The sequence below is a fragment of the Catenulispora sp. EB89 genome (assembly GCF_041261445.1).
In the GTDB taxonomy this organism is placed as follows: domain Bacteria; phylum Actinomycetota; class Actinomycetes; order Streptomycetales; family Catenulisporaceae; genus Catenulispora.
Window position 1 is genome coordinate 318,678 of the sequence record NZ_JBGCCU010000007.1, and the last position, 19,712, is coordinate 338,389.

General features: G+C 69.0%; 17 protein-coding genes and 1 pseudogene. 6 read left to right on the forward strand and 12 right to left on the reverse strand.

Annotated features, from left to right (window positions below; all coding sequences use genetic code 11):
- From ABH920_RS17995 to ABH920_RS18005, 3 genes are all read right to left on the reverse strand, one after another.
- On the reverse strand, positions 1-861 hold the full coding sequence (locus ABH920_RS17995) for a hypothetical protein (RefSeq protein WP_370350154.1): 861 nt from the start codon (positions 859-861) through the stop codon (positions 1-3).
- Positions 862-1,531: 670 nt separating this feature from the next.
- Complete coding sequence (locus ABH920_RS18000) at positions 1,532-2,149, reverse strand: flavodoxin family protein (RefSeq protein WP_370350155.1); 618 nt, start codon at positions 2,147-2,149, stop codon at positions 1,532-1,534.
- 44 nt (positions 2,150-2,193) lie between these two features.
- The gene (locus ABH920_RS18005; RefSeq protein ID WP_370350156.1) at positions 2,194-3,195 is read right to left on the reverse strand and encodes an aldo/keto reductase; all 1,002 of its coding nucleotides are present in this window, start codon (positions 3,193-3,195) and stop codon (positions 2,194-2,196) included.
- Between the two features lie 108 nt (positions 3,196-3,303).
- Here ABH920_RS18005 and ABH920_RS18010 point away from each other — a divergent pair, with 108 nt between their 5' ends.
- Positions 3,304-4,047, forward strand: a complete 744-nt coding sequence (locus ABH920_RS18010; RefSeq protein ID WP_370350157.1) for a TetR/AcrR family transcriptional regulator — start codon at positions 3,304-3,306, stop codon at positions 4,045-4,047.
- A 64-nt stretch (positions 4,048-4,111) separates the two neighbouring features.
- On the opposite strand, the gene ABH920_RS18015 is transcribed toward ABH920_RS18010, so the two are convergent.
- Complete coding sequence (locus tag ABH920_RS18015) at positions 4,112-4,981, reverse strand: class II glutamine amidotransferase (protein WP_370350158.1); 870 nt, start codon at positions 4,979-4,981, stop codon at positions 4,112-4,114.
- A gap of 174 nt (positions 4,982-5,155) precedes the next feature.
- Between ABH920_RS18015 and ABH920_RS18020 the strand changes: the two genes are divergently transcribed.
- Positions 5,156-6,106 carry a YihY/virulence factor BrkB family protein gene (locus ABH920_RS18020; RefSeq protein WP_370350159.1) on the forward strand — a complete coding sequence of 317 codons (951 nt, stop codon included), beginning with the start codon at positions 5,156-5,158 and terminating at the stop codon, positions 6,104-6,106.
- Positions 6,107-6,123: 17 nt separating this feature from the next.
- Here ABH920_RS18020 and ABH920_RS18025 read toward each other — a convergent pair whose 3' ends face one another.
- The 3 genes from ABH920_RS18025 to ABH920_RS18035 all read right to left on the reverse strand — a co-directional run bounded on the left by ABH920_RS18025 (position 6,124) and on the right by ABH920_RS18035 (position 8,553).
- The gene (locus ABH920_RS18025; RefSeq protein WP_370350160.1) at positions 6,124-6,498 is read right to left on the reverse strand and encodes a RidA family protein; all 375 of its coding nucleotides are present in this window, start codon (positions 6,496-6,498) and stop codon (positions 6,124-6,126) included.
- 139 nt (positions 6,499-6,637) lie between these two features.
- The gene (locus ABH920_RS18030; RefSeq protein WP_370350161.1) at positions 6,638-7,357 is read right to left on the reverse strand and encodes a mechanosensitive ion channel family protein; all 720 of its coding nucleotides are present in this window, start codon (positions 7,355-7,357) and stop codon (positions 6,638-6,640) included.
- 182 nt (positions 7,358-7,539) lie between these two features.
- Positions 7,540-8,553: an alpha/beta fold hydrolase gene (locus tag ABH920_RS18035; protein WP_370350162.1), complete on the reverse strand. Its 1,014-nt coding sequence runs from the start codon at positions 8,551-8,553 to the stop codon at positions 7,540-7,542.
- A 306-nt stretch (positions 8,554-8,859) separates the two neighbouring features.
- Here ABH920_RS18035 and ABH920_RS18040 point away from each other — a divergent pair, with 306 nt between their 5' ends.
- Positions 8,860-9,345: a ricin-type beta-trefoil lectin domain protein gene (locus tag ABH920_RS18040; protein ID WP_370350163.1), complete on the forward strand. Its 486-nt coding sequence runs from the start codon at positions 8,860-8,862 to the stop codon at positions 9,343-9,345.
- 81 nt (positions 9,346-9,426) lie between these two features.
- On the opposite strand, the gene ABH920_RS18045 is transcribed toward ABH920_RS18040, so the two are convergent.
- From ABH920_RS18045 to ABH920_RS18060, 4 genes and pseudogenes are all read right to left on the reverse strand, one after another.
- On the reverse strand, positions 9,427-10,440 hold the full coding sequence (locus tag ABH920_RS18045; protein WP_370350164.1) for a helix-turn-helix domain-containing protein: 1,014 nt from the start codon (positions 10,438-10,440) through the stop codon (positions 9,427-9,429).
- Positions 10,419-11,297, reverse strand: a complete 879-nt coding sequence (locus tag ABH920_RS18050) for a helix-turn-helix domain-containing protein (RefSeq protein ID WP_370350165.1) — start codon at positions 11,295-11,297, stop codon at positions 10,419-10,421. Before ABH920_RS18050 ends, ABH920_RS18045 begins: the two co-directional genes overlap by 22 nt.
- Before the next feature lie 87 nt (positions 11,298-11,384).
- Positions 11,385-12,146, reverse strand: a pseudogene (gene otsB / locus ABH920_RS18055) (trehalose-phosphatase); the annotation flags it as partial.
- On the reverse strand, positions 12,143-13,612 hold the full coding sequence (locus ABH920_RS18060) for a trehalose-6-phosphate synthase (protein WP_370350166.1): 1,470 nt from the start codon (positions 13,610-13,612) through the stop codon (positions 12,143-12,145). The pseudogene otsB and the gene ABH920_RS18060, both read right to left, overlap by 4 nt.
- A 347-nt stretch (positions 13,613-13,959) precedes the next feature.
- On the opposite strand from ABH920_RS18060, the gene ABH920_RS18065 reads away from it, so the two are divergent.
- The gene (locus ABH920_RS18065) at positions 13,960-14,808 is read left to right on the forward strand and encodes a sirohydrochlorin chelatase (RefSeq protein WP_370350167.1); all 849 of its coding nucleotides are present in this window, start codon (positions 13,960-13,962) and stop codon (positions 14,806-14,808) included.
- 67 nt (positions 14,809-14,875) lie between these two features.
- On the opposite strand, the gene ABH920_RS18070 is transcribed toward ABH920_RS18065, so the two are convergent.
- Positions 14,876-16,372 (reverse strand): MFS transporter, encoded by a 1,497-nt coding sequence (locus ABH920_RS18070; RefSeq protein ID WP_370350168.1) that lies wholly within the window; start codon positions 16,370-16,372, stop codon positions 14,876-14,878.
- A 147-nt stretch (positions 16,373-16,519) separates the two neighbouring features.
- On the opposite strand from ABH920_RS18070, the gene ABH920_RS18075 reads away from it, so the two are divergent.
- The gene (locus tag ABH920_RS18075) at positions 16,520-17,278 is read left to right on the forward strand and encodes a beta-phosphoglucomutase family hydrolase (RefSeq protein WP_370350169.1); all 759 of its coding nucleotides are present in this window, start codon (positions 16,520-16,522) and stop codon (positions 17,276-17,278) included.
- Positions 17,275-19,638: a glycoside hydrolase family 65 protein gene (locus tag ABH920_RS18080; RefSeq protein WP_370350170.1), complete on the forward strand. Its 2,364-nt coding sequence runs from the start codon at positions 17,275-17,277 to the stop codon at positions 19,636-19,638. Before ABH920_RS18075 ends, ABH920_RS18080 begins: the two co-directional genes overlap by 4 nt.
- The last annotated feature ends 74 nt before the right edge of the window (positions 19,639-19,712 follow it).

The window sequence follows — 19,712 nt, forward strand, 5'->3', positions numbered from 1 at the left end:
CTACTGCACGCAGCCGCCTGCGGCGTTGCTCCACAGCGGCTGGACGGCGAAGGTGCCCTTCGACGTCGTGATGGTCGACAGGTTCTGCCAGGCGCACTTGTCGCCGATCTCCGAGCCGCTGCCGTCGTACCAGGCGTTGAGCAGCGGGTCGGTGATGGTCTCGGCCATCTCGTGGCCCTCGACGATGCTGACGCCGTCCAGGTTGCTGCGGACCGAGTTCGCGCCGCAGGAGCTGCCGGCGTCGGTCATGTAGGGCAGGTCGGTGTAGGTGACGTTCCGGTCGGAGCTGACCGCGCCGTGGTAGGCGCACCACTGCGTGCCGAAGCCGCTGGTGCTGTGGCCGGTCGGGGTGGCGACGACGACCTCGACGTTCGACGACGTGCCCGCGCCGAAGTGCCCGGCCGCCTTGGCGGCCTCGGACTGGATCGCGGAATCGCTGGGGTGGCTGGGCACCGAGGCGCTGTCCGACCAGGTCCCGGCCAGCAGCCCCGACTGGGAGCCGCCGCCGTACTGGTTGACGGTGGACAGCCACTGGGTGCCGCCGACGGAGGACAGGAAGTTGTTCAGATAGGCCTGCTCACCGCTGGTGTCCGACTGCCACCCCCAGTAGACGACGTAGACCTTGGGGGCGTTCTCGACCGGCCCGCCGTGGTTGATCAGGTTGCTGCCGGCGGCCGGCGCCATGTGGACGCTGCGAGCCTTCAGCTGGTGGGGCGCGGCGTTTCCGGACGGGCTCGCCGTGGCGGCCGAAGCGGTGGCGACGCCGACTGCGGCGGTCAGGGCGACCGCGCCGAAGCCGGCGGCCAGGCGCTTGCGGCCGGATCGGTGGTGGGGGAGCGCGGTGCTGGAGCTGATCGACACGGTTCTGTTCTCCCTTCAGCCGTCGGGGGGGCGGCTCGGCGCAGCGGTGGCCGGCGGAGGCGCCATCCGACGGGGTGACGGATGGTAGAGCCCTGATTTCATGGGTGTGGGCAGGGCTCTCCGGGCATGGAGGAACAAGCTGGCGCGAAGGTGGCGATGTATGGGGATCTGCTGCCCCATGTCCTGCAAAGGTGATTCTCGGGACAACTTCGAACCCTGTCAACGGATTCTCACGGCGAGTATCGGCGTGCCGCCGACGGTGAACGGCGCGGCGAGCAGAGCGGCCAGTCGTGTTCCGCCACAGGTCAGCAGGGGGTGTAACGGTGGAGCGCGTTCCGACACCTATATGACGGCGAGAAGGTGGCATCTCGTACAGCGTCCGGCTCCGGGACCCGTCGACCATTCCTGGCGGGGCCCGGAGCCTGACACTTTTTCAGCGCCGGATTTTCAGTGCCGGAGCCAGATTTCCTCGGCGCGCGTTGCCGGCCAGCGGTTGGTGCCGTCGCCGATGCAGGCGGCGACGCCGGTGCTTTTCGCGGGCGAGGCCGACCTGCGTGCTTTGTCCACGACCGCCGGTCCGGGGCGGACGCGGGCCGATCGTTCATAGTCGCCGGGCGCCTGGCCCCGGGGGCCGGGACGCTCCATGACCGACCCCCGCGCCTTGTGTGGCTCAGCCGGCTGTGGTGACGGGTATGTCGGCGCGGTCGAGGGTCTCCTTCTCCGCGAAGCGGCTGGTGTGGGTGGCCACTCGCCGGCCGAGGTGGTGGGCGGTGGTCAGATCGGCGTGGTGGACGGCCTCGGGGCCCTGGTCGTTCCAGGTCTGGGCGCCGGCGCCGAGGTAGAAGCCGAGCCGGTTGTGGTCGTGCTCGCTGGCGGTGGTGGTGTTCCAGCCCGGGAGCAGGCCGAGGTTGATCCAGTGCATGCCGTGCTGGGCGGCGAACATCGCGAAGTACTGCAGGGTGTGGAGCTTGTCACCGCTCATGGAGCCGGAGTTGGTGAAGCCGGCGGCGAGCTTGTCCTGCCAGGCGCGGGTCATCCAGCGTGCGGAGGTGGCCTCGGCGAAGGCGTGGAAGGCGCCCGAGGCGCTGCCCATGTAGGTGGGGCTGCCGAAGATGATGGCGTCGCAGTGGTCGAGGGTGTGCCAGTCGTCGTCGGTGATGGCGACGACGTCGATCAGTGCGACGACTGTGTCGGGCACTGACGCGGCGCCCTGGGCGACGGCGTTCGCCAGTTCGCGGGTGTGGCCGTAGCCGGAGGTGTAGGCGATGGCGATGGTGATGCCGGTCATGATCGTTGTTCCGTTCTTCGTGTTCGTGTTCGTGTTCTTGCTGGTCAGGCTTCGCGGGCGTTGGACGTCTCGGCCATGTCGGGGTACCGGTCGCCGGTGACCTGGGCGGCGATGGGTTCGAGGAGCGCGAGTTCGTCGGCGGTGAGGGTGAGTTCGAGGGCGGCGAGGTTCTCGTTCAGGCGGTTCGGGTGCCGCGTGCCGGGGATCGGCACGACGGTGAGGTCGTGGACGGTGCGTCGCTGGTGCAGCCAGGCCAACGCGACCTGTGCGGGCGTGGCCCCGCGGCCGGCGGCGATCGTGGTGATGGGGTGCAGCAGGGCGGTGTTGCGTCGGGCGTTCTCCCCGGTGAAGCGCGGGAATCGGGAGCGGACGTCGCTGGCCGTGAACTCGCCGGGGAGGGCGCCGGTGAGGAAGCCTCGGCCGAGCGGGGAGTAGGCGACCACGCCGACGCCGAGTTCGGCGGCGGCCGGGACGAGACCGCGTTCGATGTCGCGGGTGAACAGCGACCACTCCGACTGCACCGCGCTGATCGGGTGGTGGGTGTGGGCTTCGCGCAGTTCCTCGCCGGTGACCTCGGACAGGCCCAGGTGGCGGACCTTGCCGGCCTGGACGAGGTCGGCCATCGCCCCGACGGAATCGGCCAGCGGGACCGCCGGGTCGCGCCGGTGCATGTAGTACAGGTCGATGACCTCGATACCCAGTCGCGTCAGGCTGGCATCGACGGACCGGCGGATATGCGCGGGGTCGTTGCGGAACGACATCGATCCGTCGGCGGCGCGCACGCTGCCGAACTTGGTCGCGATGACCACGTCGTCCCGGTGGGCGCGGACGAACGGTGCGAGGAAGCGCTCGTTGTCGCCGTGGCCGTACATGTCGGCGGTGTCGAACAGGGTGACGCCGGCGGACAGGGCCGCGTTGAGGGTCTGGCGGGCCGAGTCGGCGTCGGTGTCGCCGTAGAACTCGCTCATCCCCATGCAGCCCAGCCCTTGCGCGCCGACGAGGGGTCCGTCGGAGCTGAGTCGGACGGTCGGAACGGGTGGGGCCATGGGATCTCCTAGCAATCGGCGACGTTCTCGCCTCGTGATGACAGTGTCAACGCTAAGCGGGTATCGCTGTCAGTGTCAACGTCACCCAAATCTTGGTACCATCGATACATGCGCAGCGACCTTGGCTCCGAGACGGGTGCGGACCGCCGTGACCAGCAGCAGGCGATCCTGAAGGCGGCGGCCGAGCTGTTGACCGAACACGGTCCGGCCGCCATCTCGACGCGGGCGGTCGCGACCGCCGCCGGGGTGCAGACGCCCGCGCTGTATCGCCTGTTCGGGGACAAGGACGGCTTGCTCGACGCCCTCGCCAGCTACGGGTTCGAGAGCTACCTGGCCGAGAAGCGGGCTCTGGAACCGGGGGAGGACGCGATCGAGGACATCAGGCGCGGCTGGAACATCCACGTCGAGTTCGGGCTGCGCAATCCCGCGTTCTACGCCCTGATGTACGGCAACCTGCGCCCGGGCCGCCGTCCGGCCGCCGTCCAGGAGAACGGCGAGATCCTGCGCCGCCTGCTGGAGCGGGCCCGCGAGCAGGGCCGGCTCCGGGTCCCGGTCGAGACGGCCGCGCGGGCCATCGAGGCCTCGACGACCGGCGCCGTGCTGCAGCTGCTCGCGCAGCCGGAGGACGAGCGCGACCCGGCCCCGCTCACCGGGCTGCGTGACACCGTCATCGATTCGATCGTCAGCACCGAACCGGCGGCCGACGACGCCCGGGCGAGGATGGCCGAGCGCGCTCTGGCGCTGCTGGCCGCCGTCGGTGACGGTCGCGGGGGCGACCCGGTCGTGGACGCCGGGTTCAGAGCCACCGAGGCGGCGTTGTTGCGGGAGTGGCTGAGCGTCCTGAGTCGGTGAAGACCCGATCACGACCCGATGACGACCTGATGCGCGTGCCGAGACCTGATGCGCGTGCCGACCCTCAAGCCGTGTTCTGCGACGCGGCAGCACGCGGATCGAGATCCGCGACCGTGAGCGGGTACGCCGGCGGGTCCGGGAGCGCGATCCGGCTCGTGACGCGCTGGTCCGGGCCGACGTGCACGAGTTCGCCGGGGCGCAGCGCGCGCCAGTCGGGGTTGTCGTCGAGGCGCTCGCTGGCCACGACGACGGACGGCAGCTCGGCGAGGTCGTCGGCGCGCACCCGCAGCCGTCCGCCGGTCCCGGACTGGTCGAGGTGGCGTCCCCGGTGGGGGCCGGCGCTGTGGCGGTCCAGCACGTACAAGCCGTGGGTGTCGGGATACCGCAGCGCCCACAGCTGGTCGGCGGTGGTCATCACGATGTTGAGGGCGAACAGCGGCAGATGCGCCGCAGTCCACTGAGCCGCTGACCGCAGACCCGCCGTCACGTCTCCGCCGGCGGCCTCCGTCTCGCGGTCGACCAGCGCGAAGAAGCGCTCTGAGTCGGTGTCGCCGCGGACCTGCTCCATGGCGTCGCCGAGATGCCGTTCGAGCTCGTCCAGCCCTCCGATGACGCCGTTGTGCGCCAGCATCCGCCCGCCGAAGCAGAAAGGGTGGGTGTTGCGCTCGGACAAGGCGCCGGTCGTGGCGTAGCGGACGTGCGCGATGAAGGTCGCGGACTCCACGCTCCGCGCCTCCTCGGCGAAGGCGCGGTCTTCGTAGGCCGCGATCGGGGCCTTGTGCAGCACGGGTTCCCCGTCGGGCCGGAAGTAGCCGAGCCCTGTCCCGTCCGGATCCCGCCTGCTCTGTACGGCGAGGCTGTCCTTGGCCTCCAGCAGCCAGAACGTCGCGCGCACGCGCTGCGGGGCACTCGTCATCGCGAACAACCGGCACATGGTCTGCGTCCTCCTCTTCGGCCGTTCCGGGCCGTTCCGGGCCGTTCCGGGCCGTTCCGGGCTGTGCGGGGCTGTTTGGCATGCGGCGCGCTGGACATAGCGAAGGGCCTGGAGCCGTGAACGAGGAGGAGCTCGCATGAACGCGTCCTTGTCTGGCCGACCCGGCACGGCGTCATGAGCCTCGGCGACCGTACCAGGGCCCTGACCCGCCGCATCGACACCTTCCAGCAGCGGCGTCGCTGGTTGGCATTCCCCGCAGCGGTGTGGCGCAAGCTCTCCGACGACCAGGTCGGCAACCTCACCGGGCTGCTCACCTTCTACGCCTTCGTCTCCTTGTTCCCGCTGTTGCTCCTACTGGTGACGGTGCTCGGGTTCGCACTGCGCCACGACCCGGCGCTGCAACAGTGGGTGCTGCGTTCGGCGCTGGCGGACTTCCCGGTGATCGGCGACCAGCTGCGCGGCAACATCCACGCCCTCGGCCGCGGCCCGGTCGGCCTGGTGGTCGGGCTGACAGGGTCCCTGCTCGGCGCGCGCGGGCTGGCCAACGCCGCGCAGAACGTGCTGAACCGCATGTGGGCGGTCCCGTACAACCGCCGGCCCGGCTTCCCGTGGTCCTGGCTGCGCAGCTACGCGTTCATCGCCGTGGTCGGCGTCGGCATGGCGGTCACCACCCTGGTGGCCGACCTGGCGGCCGGCCTCGGCAGCGGGCCGCTCGCGCTCGGGGTCCGGCTGGCGGCGCTCCTGGCGGCGGTGGCGATCGGAACCCTGACGTACTGGCTGGCCCTGCGCCTGGCGATCGCCGCCGAGGTGCCCGGCGGCCAGTTGTGGACCGGCGCGGTGATCGGCGCCGTCGGCTGGCAGATCCTGCAGGCGGTCGGCGGCTACTACGTCACGCACCAGCTGCGGCACGCCTCGACCCTCTACGGCGCCTTCGGCCTGGTCCTCGGCCTGATCGCCTGGCTGTACCTTCAGGCCCGCGTGACCTTGTACGCCGTCGAGGTCGACGTGGTCCGCGCCCGCAAGCTGTGGCCGCGCAGCCTGTTCCCGCCGCCGACCACCGCAGGCGACCGGAAGGCGTGGGATTCGGCGATGGCGGCGCAGGACCGGGCGCCGACCGGGGACTGAGGGGCGGACCGGGCCGCTCACATCCGGGCGCCCCGATCAGCGACGATCGCGTCGATCTCGACCGCCGCGCCGAGCGGCAGCGCCACGACGCCGATCGCGGTGCGCGCCGGATACGGCTCGGCGAACGCCTTCCGGTAGGCGTCGTTCACGGCGGCGTAGTCGTCCATGTCGGTCAGGTAGACGCCGACGCGCAGGACATCGGCGAGCGTCCGGCCGGAAGCCGCGAGCACGGCTTCGAGATTGGCCACCGCCTGCTCGAACTGGGCCACGACGCCTCCGGGCGGCAGCGCGCCGGAGGCCGGGTCCACGCCGACCTGGCCGCTGACGAACGTGAAGCCGGCGTGCGGGACCGCCGCGGTGAAGGGCAAGGATTCGATGCGAACGAAAGACACAGTGATCTCCTCCAAAGACGAACGTCTGGCCAGTATCAGAGTTCGCAGTCCGGAGATCACACGGCCAATCGGTAAGCGGTGGCCCGACCGTGGCCGATTACGGTTCCAGGCACGCCAGTTACGGTTCCAGCCACGCCGCTTACGGTTCGAGCCACTCCGCCGCCGGACCCACGGCCGCCGCGAGTACCGCGCTGTTGGGCACCAACACCGGCCCGGCGATGGTCGACACCGTCACGTATGTCAGCGTCATCCCGGACACCCGGCCGACGATGGGCCCGCCGAGGGCTCCGGAGCGGATTCGGAGCTCGTCGCCTATCGCGAACGGCTTGGCGAACAGGATCATGATCCCCGCGAAGACGTTCGCGAGGACCTGCTGCGCCGCGATGCCCAGGATCACCCCGGTCAGGACCCCGCCGAGGAGCAGGTGCCCCACCGGGACCTGCAGCAGGCTCAGCGCGCCGAGGACCACCAGGATGTAGCCGCAGAGCAGGCACAGGATGCGGAACGTGCTCGCCCGGGCGTCGCTGAGCCGGCCCGGGACGTGCACGAGCCCCAGGATGTCGTTCGTCGCGCAGCGCACGGCGATCACCGCGCTGACGAGGAACACGACCGCGCCGGCCACTGCGAGCAGGTGGTGCAGGACCTGGTGCTGGCTGGTCCCGATCAGGCCGCCGTAGTGGTAGGAGACGACCAGCCCCGCGACGGCGATCGCCGAGGCGAACGCCCCGCGTCGCAGCAGCACCTGCCGCAGGCTCCGGCCTGCCCGCCTGCGCAGGTCCGGCACCTGGGCGTCGGCCGGGACGATGAGGAGTGGTTCTCGCTCCCTACCGGTTCCCGAACTCACACTCCTGTCCTGCATCCCACTCTCCCTGTACAGCAAGTAGTCGACGTGTCACCGGCGATCCGGCTGCGCTGAGGCCGCACGTATCGCCGGTCGAACGCGCCGGTTATCCGCGATCCGGGATGGTCAAACCCGGACAGAGAGAAAGGTGATCAGCGTCGCCCGGGGTGGAGGCCGCCGGTCGCCGCGATGTCGGCCGGTCAGGCGTCGCCCAAGAACTCGCGCAGGGCAGCGCCGATGAACGCCGCCGCCTGCGGGTCGTCGCCGCCGCCGGCGAGATGGCCCCAGACACCGGGGATGACGCGCAGTTCGGCGCCGGGGATGTGCGCGGCACTCCACTCCTCGTCCTCGGGCGGGAAGTACAGGTCCTTCTCCGACGGCATGAGCAACGTCTTCGCGGTGATCGACGCCAGCGCGGCCCGGGTGTCGCCGCCGAAGCCGGGGGTCTGCCCGACGTCGGCGTGCTGCCAGGTCCAGATCATCGCGAGCAGGTCGTTGGCGTCCCAGTCGGCGAAGCCGTCCTCCCAGAACCCGGTGAGGAAGTCCTCCAGCGTGGCGAACCCCAGCTGCTCGTGCAGCCGCTGCCAGTAGAACGCCTGCGACAAGCCCCAGCCCGCGTAGACCCGCGCGAACGCCCGGAGCCCGGTGCGGGGCGGTTCGGCGTAGTCGCCGCCGTCGAACGCGGCGTCGGCCGTCAGCGCCGCACGGATGCCCTCCAGGAACACCTGGTTGTGCGGGCTGGTGTGGGACGAGCCGACGATCGGGGCCACCCGTTCGACCATCGCCGGATGGCTGACCGCCCACTGGTAGGCCTGGCCGGCGCCCATCGACGCGCCGACGACCAGGGCCAGGCGCGTGATGCCGAACCGCTCGGTCAGCAGCCGGTGCTGGGCCCTGACGTTGTCGTACATCGTCGTGCGCGGGAAGCGGGCACGGTCGTGGGGCGGCGGGGTGTTGCTCGGCGAGCTGGACAATCCGTTGCCGAACAGGTTGGGGACGATCACGAAGTACCGCTCGGTGTCCAACGCCTTGCCCTCGCCGATGAGCCACTCGTTGCTCTCGTGCGTGCCGGCGAACCAGGTCGGGAAAACGATCGCGTTGGATTTGTCGCTCGACAGCCGTCCGTAGGTCCGGTAGACCAGCCGGGCGCCGGACAGGAGGCCGCCGTGCTGGAGCGGGAAGTCGCCGAGATCGAACAGTTCATGATCAGTCACGTCTCAGCCCAAGGCGATGCGCGCCGGTGCTATTCCGTCTGCCCGAGCCGGCCGGATCAGGCGCCGGGGCGTCACCGCATTGCGGTGCGGCCGGACGTCCCAGGCCCGCGATTTCGTCAACCACCGGTGGGAAACCCCAGGTCAGGAGGCATCCCGTCCCGCGTGGCCGTCAATGTCGCGCGAGGTGGCGCGCTCGCGTCCCACCTGCGGAGAGACTTTCCGTGCCCCGGCCACACGGTCGCGGCGCAGTCTGGGTGTCCGTGCGTGCTTGGACTGCGCGCCGGCGCCGCGCGATGGAGGTGGCTCATGTTCCGCACCAGGTTGATCCAGGCAGCCGGTGTCCTTGTCGGTACCGCAGCTCTGACGATGTCGTTCACCAGCTCGGCGTCGGCGGGCGGCAGCACGATCCACCTGCACGACAAGGCGACCGGCCGTTGCCTGGACAGCAACACCTCAGGCAACGCCTACGCGCTTCCGTGCAACGGCGGCAACTTCCAGAACTGGCTTCCCATCAATATCGAAGGGACCAGCCGCGCTCTCGAGGACGCCCAGACCAACCTGTGCCTGACCACAGGAACGCAGGTCAACAGCAACCTCGTCCTGATGAAGACGGAATCATGCGCCGGTAACGCGGTGAACTTCAGCGTCATCAGCAACTCCGACGGCACCGACACCTTCAGCACTGGCACGTGGTGTCTGGACAGCAACACCGATGGTGAGGGGAATAACGTTGGTTCGGTCTACATAGACCCGTGCAACGGCGGGAACTACCAGAGGTTCGCGCTCGGGTAAAGGCTTCAGTTGCGGTATGGAACACCGGCTGCGGGGACGTCTCCGCAGCCGGCGTTTATCTTGCGTGTGTTGCAGAGCGCTTCATCGAGGCACCGGAGCCGACCGGCAAATCGAGGCACCCTGCACCGGCGTCCAGCACACCTGCAACATCTCTCCGGGCGTGACTGCGGGCACCATCAGCGTGACTACGAAGTTGGTGCTGTCCGAGGCGTCCTGAACGACCGCGGAACGGGTGTCCTTGCCCGCGACCGATATCGACACCCGGCTGCCGATCGTGCCGTGCCAGACGCGGCCCCACGCGGAGCGGCAAGCGGCGTTGTAGCGGAGGTCGAGCTCGGTGACGCCCTGCATCGCCCAGGTGCCCAGCGGGGTCGGGTCGCCGCCGCAGTACGTCGGCTGGGCGTCCAGGCCGTCGCACGACACGCCGACGCAGCTGACGCCCGAGGACGAGACCGGTTGGCCGGAGCGGGACTGGTACCACGAGCCGATGCCGAACACGGCGCTCGCCAGGACGACGCCGACCACCATCCAGACCCAGCCCGGCGGGTGGGAGAAGAGCTTGCGGCGTGGGGCCGGGGCCGGGATCGGGGCCGATGGGGCAGACAGGGCCGAGGTCGACGGTGCCGAAGTCGGCGGCGCGGCGTCCAGCTGTGCGGCCGTCGCCGGCGCGGCGGCTGCTGTCTGCGCGGCGACCGCCGGCAGCGGCAGGGTGCCGACGTGAATGGTGACGTCGGCATCGTCCGGCGCGCCGCCAGCGACCGCGCTACCGCCGACCGCGTTGCCGCTGACCCCGCTGCCGGCGTCCGCGGCACCCGCGCCGACCGCGTCCCGCCGGCTCCACTCCTGCTCCGCGAGCTCCCACATCGCGCGCAGCCGCGGCTCCGCCACTCCGGCGAGCTCGCACAGCGCCTGCACGGCCTTCCACGGCGGTAGCGCATCGCCGTTGAGGTACCGGGACCACGAAGACTTGCTGTAAAGCGTCTGCGCGCCCAGCGCCGCGAAGCTCAGCCCGGCGCGCTTGCGCAACGCCTTGAGCTCTTCGGCGAGGAGGACGCACGCGACCGGCGATCCGCTCACCCGCGCAGCTTCGCCCACGTCTGCGAGCCTACTTGGCCGTCAAGATCGATGTTCGCCGTGTACTGCTCCTGGATGACCGCACGCAGCGTGTTCGGGCCGAAGTCGCCGTCGATGACGCCGGGGGAGTGGCCGGCGTGCTGGAGGAGGCACTGGAGTTCGGCGACGTCCGGTCCGGACATGCCGTACGTGACCGCCGCCGAATTGGTGGTGCTGTTGCCGGCGTACCACTTGCCGTCGGTCTGGGTGAATCGGCAGTCGTAGTGTTTGGGCACGGTCTTGGCCACGGGGCGCAGGACCGTCTTCGTTCCGTGCCAGGGCTGGACGACGAGCAGCGTGAGGGCCGAGCCGATGAGGGCGGAGGCGAGCAGCGGGCCTATGGTCCGGAGGGAGGGGATCCTCCTGCCGACCGTGCTTCGCTTACTGCCACCGGCATCGGCACGTTTACCGTCACCGTCGCTGGCACTGTCAACGGTATCGCCGTCGCCGTCACTGCCGCCGACGGCGCCGCGCTGCCCGAGCTCCGCCTCGTCCGCCGGAGCCTGTGCGGTCGGCGGCTCCGCCTCCTCCTCCGCCTCCTCGGCGTCCTCCTCCACGTCCTCCGGCCGGGACGCGACCCACGCCTGCTGGGCCGTCCGATGCAGCACCAGAAGGTTCGTCTCCCCGGCGCCCACCGCCGCGGCCAGCGCACGCACCACGCTCTCCGGCGCGAACGCCCGGCCGCCGAGGTAACGCTCCCAGGAGGAGGCGCTGAATCCGGTCTTCTTCGCGAGCTGATTCAAGCTCAGGCCGCTGTCGTCCTTCAGCTTCCGCAGTTCCGCGACGAACTGGACCACCAGCGGGTCCAGCCCTTCGGGCAATGGCTTCCAACGCGCCACAGTCGAGTCCTCAACTTCAGATCGGTTCACCCGTTGGCGCGATGGTAATGCCGAAGGCTCGCCGATACTGCATCGGACTCAGTGATCACGCTCCGTCACGAGGAAGGCCAGCATGGCCGCGACGTCTTCGGTGTCCGGTATGGAGTATTCGGCCAGGGTTTCGCCGTGGCCGACTTTCACGCCGACGTCCGGTCCGGTGAGGCGGGCGAAGGCTTTTTCGTCGGTGACGTCGTCGCCGACGAACAGTACGGCGGTGGCGTCGGCGCCACGGCGCAGCATGTCCAGGGCTTCGCCTTTGTCGGTCTCGACGACGGCCAGCTCGATCACGGCTTTGCCCTCGGTGACGTGCACGCCGTCCCAGCGTGCCGGGCCGGTGCGGACTGCTTCCAGGACGGAGGCGCCGATCGTCGGTTCGGCCCGGCGTACGTGCACCGCGATGCTGGCCGGTTTCAGCTCCAAGGAGGCGCCGGGGCTGCGGTCAATGAGTTGTTCGAGGTCGGTCGCCAGTCGGCGGTGCAGCGCCTGCGCTTGCTGGTCCAACGCGTGGGCGAATCCGGCGTCGAATTCGGCGCCGTGGCTGCCGATCAGGTGTACGTCGGACGGTAGGCGGGACAGCGCGGCCAGGTCGCTCAGCGCCCGGCCGGAGATCACGCCCGCGGTCGTGTCGGGCAGCGTGGCGAGCGTCGCCATGGCCTGGATCGACTCCGGACGCGGGACCGCCTTCGCTGGATCGGCGACGATCGGCGAGAGCGTTCCGTCGTAGTCGCAGACCACGAGCAGCCGTGGCGTGCGGGCGAGGCCGGCGATGGCCTGCCGCAGCTCCGATGGCAGCGATTCGGCGGTGGTCACTGGTGCACCGCCTGGAGCTCGGTGGCGTTGGCGGTCGCGGCGTTGGGGTCCAGGAAGTCCAGGTACGACCGCGCCCAACGGCCCACATCATGCGTCATCACCTGCCGGTGCAGGGTCCGCATCCTCGCCTTCTCCTCGCCGGGGTCCATGGTCAGCGCCTGCTCCAAAGCCCGTGCGACACCGTCCGAGTCATGCGGGTTGACCAACAGGGCGCCGGTCAGTTCGGCCGCGGCCCCGGCGAATTCGGAGAGCACCAGTACTCCGTCGAGGTCGTGCCGGGTGGCGACGTACTCCTTGCAGACCAGGTTCATTCCGTCGCGTAGTGGTGTGACCACCATGACGTCGGCTGCGCAGTACAGCGCGACGAGTTCGTCGCGGTCCATCGGTTGGTGCAGGTAGTGCACGATGGGCCGTCCGACCCTGCCGAACTCGCCGTTGAGTCGTCCGACCTGTTCCTCGATGCTGCTTCGCATCGCCTTGTACTGCCCGACGCGTTCGCGGCTGGGCGTCGCGACTTGGACCATGGCGACGGACTCCGGATCGACCCGCCCCGACACCAGTAGCTCGCGCAGGGCTCGCAGCCGCACGTCGATGCCCTTCGTATAGTCCAGCCGGTCCACTCCCAGCAGCAGGCGATGCGGATCGCCCATCTCCGAGCGCATCTTGAGGGCGCGCTCCGAGGTGCGGGTGCTGCGGGAGAGCTGGTTGAAGCCCGCGGCGTCGATGGAGATGGGGAACGCGCCGACGCGTACCTGCCGGCCGTCGAACGGCACCGACCCGGGGCGACTGCGGACCCTGACAGCCGCCTTGGTGGGCTCCAAGCCGAGCAGCCGTCGCGTCAGCCACAGGAAGTTCTGGGCGCCGCCGGGCATCTGGAACCCGACCACGTCGGCCCCCAGCAACCCGCGCACGACCTCGGTCCGCCACGGCAGCTGCATGAACAGCTCGACCGGCGGAAACGGTATGTGGAGGAAGAAACCGATGCTCAGGTCCGGACGCTTTTCGCGCAGCATCGCGGGAACGAGTTGGAGCTGGTAGTCCTGCACCCACACCGTCGCCCCGGGGGCGGCGGCTTCGGCGGCGGCGTCGGCGAAGCGCTGGTTGACCGTGACGTAGCTGTCCCACCAGGACCGCTCGAACACCGGCGGGACGATGACGTCGTGGTAGAGCGGCCACAGCGTGGCGTTGGAGAAGCCTTCGTAGTAGTCCCGGACCTCGTCGGAGGACAGTCTGACCGGGTGCATCAGCAGGCCGTCGTCGTCGAACGAGGCCACGTCCATGTCGGCCCGTCCGGACCAGCCGATCCACGCGCCGTTACGCCGGCGCAGAAACGGCTCCAGCGCACTGACCAGACCGCCGGGGCTCGGACGCCACCGCTCGGTGCCGTCCTCCAGCTGCTCCAAATCGACCGGCAGCCGGTTGGCGACGACCAGGAAATCCGCGCCGCGCTCCGTTATCGCATCCACAAGCCAAACGCCTCTCGCTATGCCAATTGTCCTCGGCGCGCCGCTGTGGACACGTCGGGGGCGCTGACGGTCTTCACGGGCTCTCTGAAGACGAATCCGGACAACCGCAACGCGGACCTCTCAGTACCCATGATCCCGCCATTCAACCGGTGAAGATTAGGTTTGTTCGACACTTGTCGGACGAAACCCACGCGAAACACCGGTTCCGTACGATCGACAGGGTTTGGCCTGTGGATAGCTGGTCATACGGGGCAAGCGCGTGGGCGGCCTGGCCGCCTGCCCGGAGCGGTCATGAGGAGTCGGCCGTTCAAGCGGTGAGACTAGAAATTGAGGCCCTGGCAATGGATATGAACTCTTCTCTTCGTGATGCCGCCGATGTCGTCGACATCGTCGGCCGAGGAGTGGCGACGGTCCACTCGGAGCCGGACGCGGCGCGGGCCGCCGTGGTCATCGTCGGCGGTCATGAGGGCGGTGCCGAGGTGCCGGTCGAGCCTTTGGTCGAGCAGGGCCCGTTGCTGAGGGCGTCTTCGGCGGGACATTTGTTGGAGAACGCCGTACAGCAGGCTCTTGACGGTACTGATCTGCCGGTGTGCGTGGTGCCGATGACGTTGGGACGTGATCCGCAGCTGGTCGCCGACACCGCTCGGACGCTGACCTGGCTGACGCGCGGCCCGATGGCCGGCCGCGTGATGCTGGCCGAGCCGTTCGGCAACGCGACGCTCTTGACGGGATGGCTGCGGGTGGCGGTGGCGCGGGTCGTCGATCCCTTCGACGCTCCGGATGTCGCGGTTCTGTTGACGGCCAAGGCGGCCAACCCCTTCGATGACGCGGAGTTGTTCCGGATCGCGCATCTGGTCAAGTCGCGAGGCGATCTGCCGTGGGTCGAGGTGGCGCTCCGGGGCGGCGAGCCCGACGTCGCCGAGGGTGTCGAGCGGTGTGGGCAGCTTGGTGCGCGGCAGGTCGTCGTGGTTCCCGCGGACTTCGGTCCCGCTGTCGAGGCCCCGACGGCGGGGGCCGTGGACGGCGGACCGCTTTTGATGCCCTCGGAGGTCTCCGGGATGCTGGCGACGCGGATCTCCGCGGCGTTGCTCAAGCTCAGCCGGGGCGACGACGGGATCGCCGCCGGGCTCGATGCCGACCACCAGCACGGACACGGCGGGACTCCGTGGCGTGAGGCCGACTACGGCACCGACTGATCGACGGTCACACGATCGGCCTTTATGCGATCGACCTCTTTGCGATCGACCTTTACGCGATCGGCCCTCACACGGTTGCCGACGCGGTCGCGCCGCCGCTCTTGCCGCTCTTGCCGACAGCGGAGATCGGCGGCGCGACGTCTTCCAGGCCCTGGCGCTCGGCGTTGACGCCGAGGAACCAGCCGACCGCGCCGCCGATCATCATCACGACCGCGCCGATGACGTAGCCCCAGAACAGCGGCGTGCGGTCCGGGTGCGGGTTGTTCTGGCCGCCGATCAGGTGGCCGAACAGGAACGGTGCGACCACGCCGCCGGCGCCTTGGGAGAGCGCGAAGAAGAAGGAGATGGCCTGCGCGCGCAGCTCCAGCGGGAAGATCTCGCTGACGGTGAGGTAGGCCGAGGAGGCGCCGGCGGAGGCGAAGAAGAAGATCACGCACCAGAACGCCGTCTGGGTGGTGGCGTTGAGCACGCCGGCGTGGAAGAAGAACGCTGACACCAGCAGCAGGAATCCGGACAGGCCGTAGGTCAGCAGGATCATCTTGCGCCGGCCGACGGTGTCGAACAGGTGCCCCAGCAGCAGCGGTCCGACCAGGTTGCCGATGGCGAACGGGAAGAAGTAGTAGCTGGTGTGGGCCTTCGACACGCCGTAGAAGTGCTGGAGCACCAGGGCGTAGGTGAAGAAGATCGCGTTGTAGAGGAAGGCCTGGGTGACCATCATCGAGAAGCCCAGGATCGAACGGCGCGGATACTGTCCGAAGAACACCTTCGCCATCTGCGGATAGCTGATGTTCTTCTCGGGGACGATCTCGATCGCCTTGCTGTCCGGCACCTCCTCCAGACTCACGCCGTCGGCCTTCACCCGGGCCTCGATGTCGTCGACGACGCTCTCGGCCTCCTCCTGGCGGCCGTGGGTCATCAGCCAGCGGGGGCTCTCGGGGATGTGGCGTCGCAGGGCGATGATCGCGATGCCGATCGCCGGGCCGATGAGGAAGCCGATGCGCCAGCCGACGTTCTGCGGCACCTGGTCGGAGAGCAGGTAGAGGTTCGCGGCGGCGCCGAGGGCGGCTCCGCCCCAGTACGTGCCGTTCACGGCGATGTCGACGCGGCCTCGGTAGTGGGAGGGGATCAGCTCGTCGATGGCGGAGTTGATGGCCGTGTACTCCCCGCCGATGCCGGTGCCGGCGATGAAGCGCAGGATCAGCAGCGACCACAGGTCCCAGGAGAACCCGGCCAGGCCGCTGGCGACCAGGTAGACGCCGAGCGTGACCATGAACAGCTTGCGGCGGCCGAGCCGGTCGGTGATCCGGCCGAAGACCAGCGCGCCGGCCACCTCGCCGGCCAGGTAGACCGAGCCGACCGCGCCGACCTCGGCGGTGGTCAGGCCGAGGGACTGCTGGTAGCCGGCCTGCGAGACGATCTGGATCTCCAGGCCGTCCAGGATCCAGGAGACGCCGAGGCCGACGATCACCAGCCAGTGGAACCTGCTCCAGGGGAGCCGGTCCATGCGGGCGGGGACCAGGCTGCGGTGGGCGGCTTTGGCCGGGGCACCTTGGGTGGCGCTCATCGTTCAGTTCACCCCTTCGATCGACCGGCAGTGAGAATGATCGAGGGATGCCCAGCGTTCGGGATCCGAATCGGGTCGGTCGGCTGATTGACCCGGAAAGCGGCGTCGGGGGTGTTAGCAATTCCAGGGTCTGGACAACAGGGCCTCATGGACGATACATCCGCGAAGACTGGTCTTCCGAAGCAGATCAAAGCGTGTCTGTTCGATCTGGACGGTGTGCTCACCGAGACGGCGACGGTGCATGCCAGGGCGTGGAAGGAGATGTTCGACGCGTTCTTGCGTTCGCGTCCTGGGCCTTTCGTGCCGTTCGATCCGGTGGCGGACTACGACACATATGTCGATGGCAAGACTCGGGCCGATGGGACACGGTCGTTTTTGGCGTCCCGGCACATCGAGCTGCCGGATGGCTCTCCCGATGACCCGCCGAGTGCCGAGACGGTCAACGGGTTGGGCAACGCCAAGAACGAGATCGTCTTGCGGCTGCTGGACTCCGACGGGGTGCACGTCTACGCCGGTTCGGTCCGGTATCTGAAGGCTGTTCAGGCGGCGGGGCTGCATCGGGCGGTGGTGTCCTCCAGCGCCAACTGCGAAAGCGTGCTCAAGGCTGCGGGGATCGCTGACCTGTTCGAAGTTCGCGTCGACGGGGTCACCATCGAGAAGGAGCATCTGCCGGGCAAGCCGGCTCCGGACACGTACCTGGCCGCGGCGGAGGCCTTGGGTGTGAAGCCCGATGAGGCCGCGGTGTTCGAGGACGCCTTGGCGGGCGTGCGGGCCGGGGAGGCCGGCAAGTTCGGGTTCGTGGTGGGCGTCGATCGCGCGGGGCAGGCTCAGGCGTTGCGGGATGCCGGTGCTGACACGGTCGTGACCGACTTGGCTGAGCTGTTGGGCAAGGCGGATCAGTCGTGATTCAGCATCCGTCGTATGCGGTGGAGCCGTGGAGTCTGCGGGAGACGGAGCTGGGCCTGGATGTGCTGGGTCAGAGCGAGTCGGTGTTCGCTTTGGGGAATGGGCATATCGGGTGGCGGGGGAATCTGGATGAGGGTGAGCCGCATGGCCTGCCCGGGTCGTATCTGAACGGCGTGTACGAGTCGCGGCCGTTGCCCTATGCCGAGGCCGGATACGGCGACCCTGAAGCCGGTCAGACGGTCATCAACGTGACCAATGGCAAGGTGATCCGGCTGATGGTCGACGATTCGCCGTTCGACCTGCGGTATGGCCGCTGTTTGGGGCATGAGCGGGTTCTGGACTTCCGGACTGGCTTGCTGGAGCGGGAGGTGGAGTGGGAGTCGCCGGCCGGTAAGCGGGTGAAGGTGCGTTCGGCGCGCATGGTGTCGTTGGTGCAGCGTTCAGTGGCGGCGATCGTCTATGAGGTGGAGGCTGTCGATTCCGAGCTGTGGGTGGTCATCCAGTCCGAGTTGGTCGCCAACGAGGAGATTCCGCGGGCTGCCGCTGATCCCCGAGCCGCAGCCGTGTTGGAGGCGCCTTTGCAGCCGGAGGAGCACAGCAGTCGTCCGGCGGGAGGGGTGCTGGTGCACCGGACCGCGGTTAGCGGGCTGCGGGTCGCTGCGGCGATGGACCATCAGGTGCAGGCGCTGCCGTCGTTGCCGTCGCTGAAAGAGACTGTGGAGTGCTTCGAGGACCTGGCTCGGTACACCGTCACGGCGATGCTTCAGCCGGGGGAGCGGTTGCGGCTGATCAAATACGTTTCCTACGGCTGGTCTCAAGCTCGTTCAGAGCCTGCGGTTCGGGCTCAGGCTGAGGCCGCGCTGGCTGGTGCCGTCCAGACTGGCTGGGACGGTTTGGTCGCCGAGCAGCGTGCGTATCTGGATGATTTCTGGGCCCGCGCTGACGTCGAGGTGGAGGGCGACGCCGAGATCCAGCAGGCGGTGCGGTTCGCGTTGTTCCATGTGTTGCAGGCCGGCGCCAGGGCCGAGGGCCGGGCCATCCCGGCCAAGGGCCTGACCGGCACCGGATACGACGGCCACGCGTTCTGGGACACCGAGACTTTTGTTCTGCCGGTGCTGACATACACCGTCCCGCACGCCGCCGCCGACGCCCTGCGCTGGCGCTGCGACACCCTGCCCCAGGCGTTGGAGCGCGCCCGGCAGTTGGGCCTGAAAGGCGCCGCGTTCCCCTGGCGCACCATCACCGGCGCCGAATGCTCCGGATACTGGCCGGCCGGCACCGCCGCCTTCCACGTCGGCGCCGACATCGCCGACGCCGTCACCCGCTACATCAGCGCCACCGGCGACACCGAATTCGAAAAAACCACCGGCCTGGAACTACTCATCCACACCGCCCGACTGTGGCGCTCACTAGGCCACCACGACCCCCAAGGCCGATTCCGCATCGACGGCGTCACCGGACCCGATGAATACTCCGCCATCGCCGACAATAACGTCTACACAAACCTGATGGCCCAACACAACCTCACCTGCGCCGCGCAGGTCGCCGAACGCTACCCCGACAAAGCCCTCCACCACGGCGTCGACGCCGAAGAAGCCGCCTCCTGGCGCGACGCCGCCACAGCCATGTACATCCCCTACGACCCCGCCACCGGCATCCACCCCCAATCCGACGGCTTCACCACCCACGAAACCTGGGACTTCACCAACACCACCCCCGAGCAATACCCCCTCCTACTGCACTTCCCCTACTTCGACCTCTACCGCAAACAAGTCGTCAAACAAGCCGACCTGGTCCTGGCCATGCACCTCCGCCCCGCCGCCTTCACCGACGAGCAGAAAACCCGCAACTTCGACTACTACGAAACCCTCACCGTCCGCGACTCCTCCCTATCAGCCTGCAGCCAAGCCGTCATCGCCGCCGAAGTCGGACACCTCCAACTCGCAGGCGACTACCTCGCCGAAGCCGCCCTCATGGACCTCGACGACCTGGAACACAACACCCGCGACGGACTCCACATGGCCTCCCTCGCCGGCTCCTGGATCGCCCTCGTCGCAGGACTCGCCGGCATGCGTGAACACAACGGCACCCTCTGCTTCAAACCACGACTCCCCGCAGGGATTACGCGGCTGGCTGTCAACCTGTGCGTGCGTGGCAGTCGACTGCGGGTCGAGGTGACGGGGGATGCTGTCAGCTATCAGCTCGTTGAGGGGGATGCGCTGCATCTGCTGCATCATGACGAACCTATTGAGGTTGGCGAAGGCGCGTCGGTTACCAGGGCGATTCCGCGGATAGCGCCGACCACGCCGCCTCGCCAGCCGGTCGGGCGCGCGCCGCTGCGTCGGGAGGCGACGGGATGAACTGGGCGGGGGCTGGTGTGGGGGTCTGTGTTGGGGTGCGGTGAACCGCTCCGGGTTTGGTCCGGACTCGATCT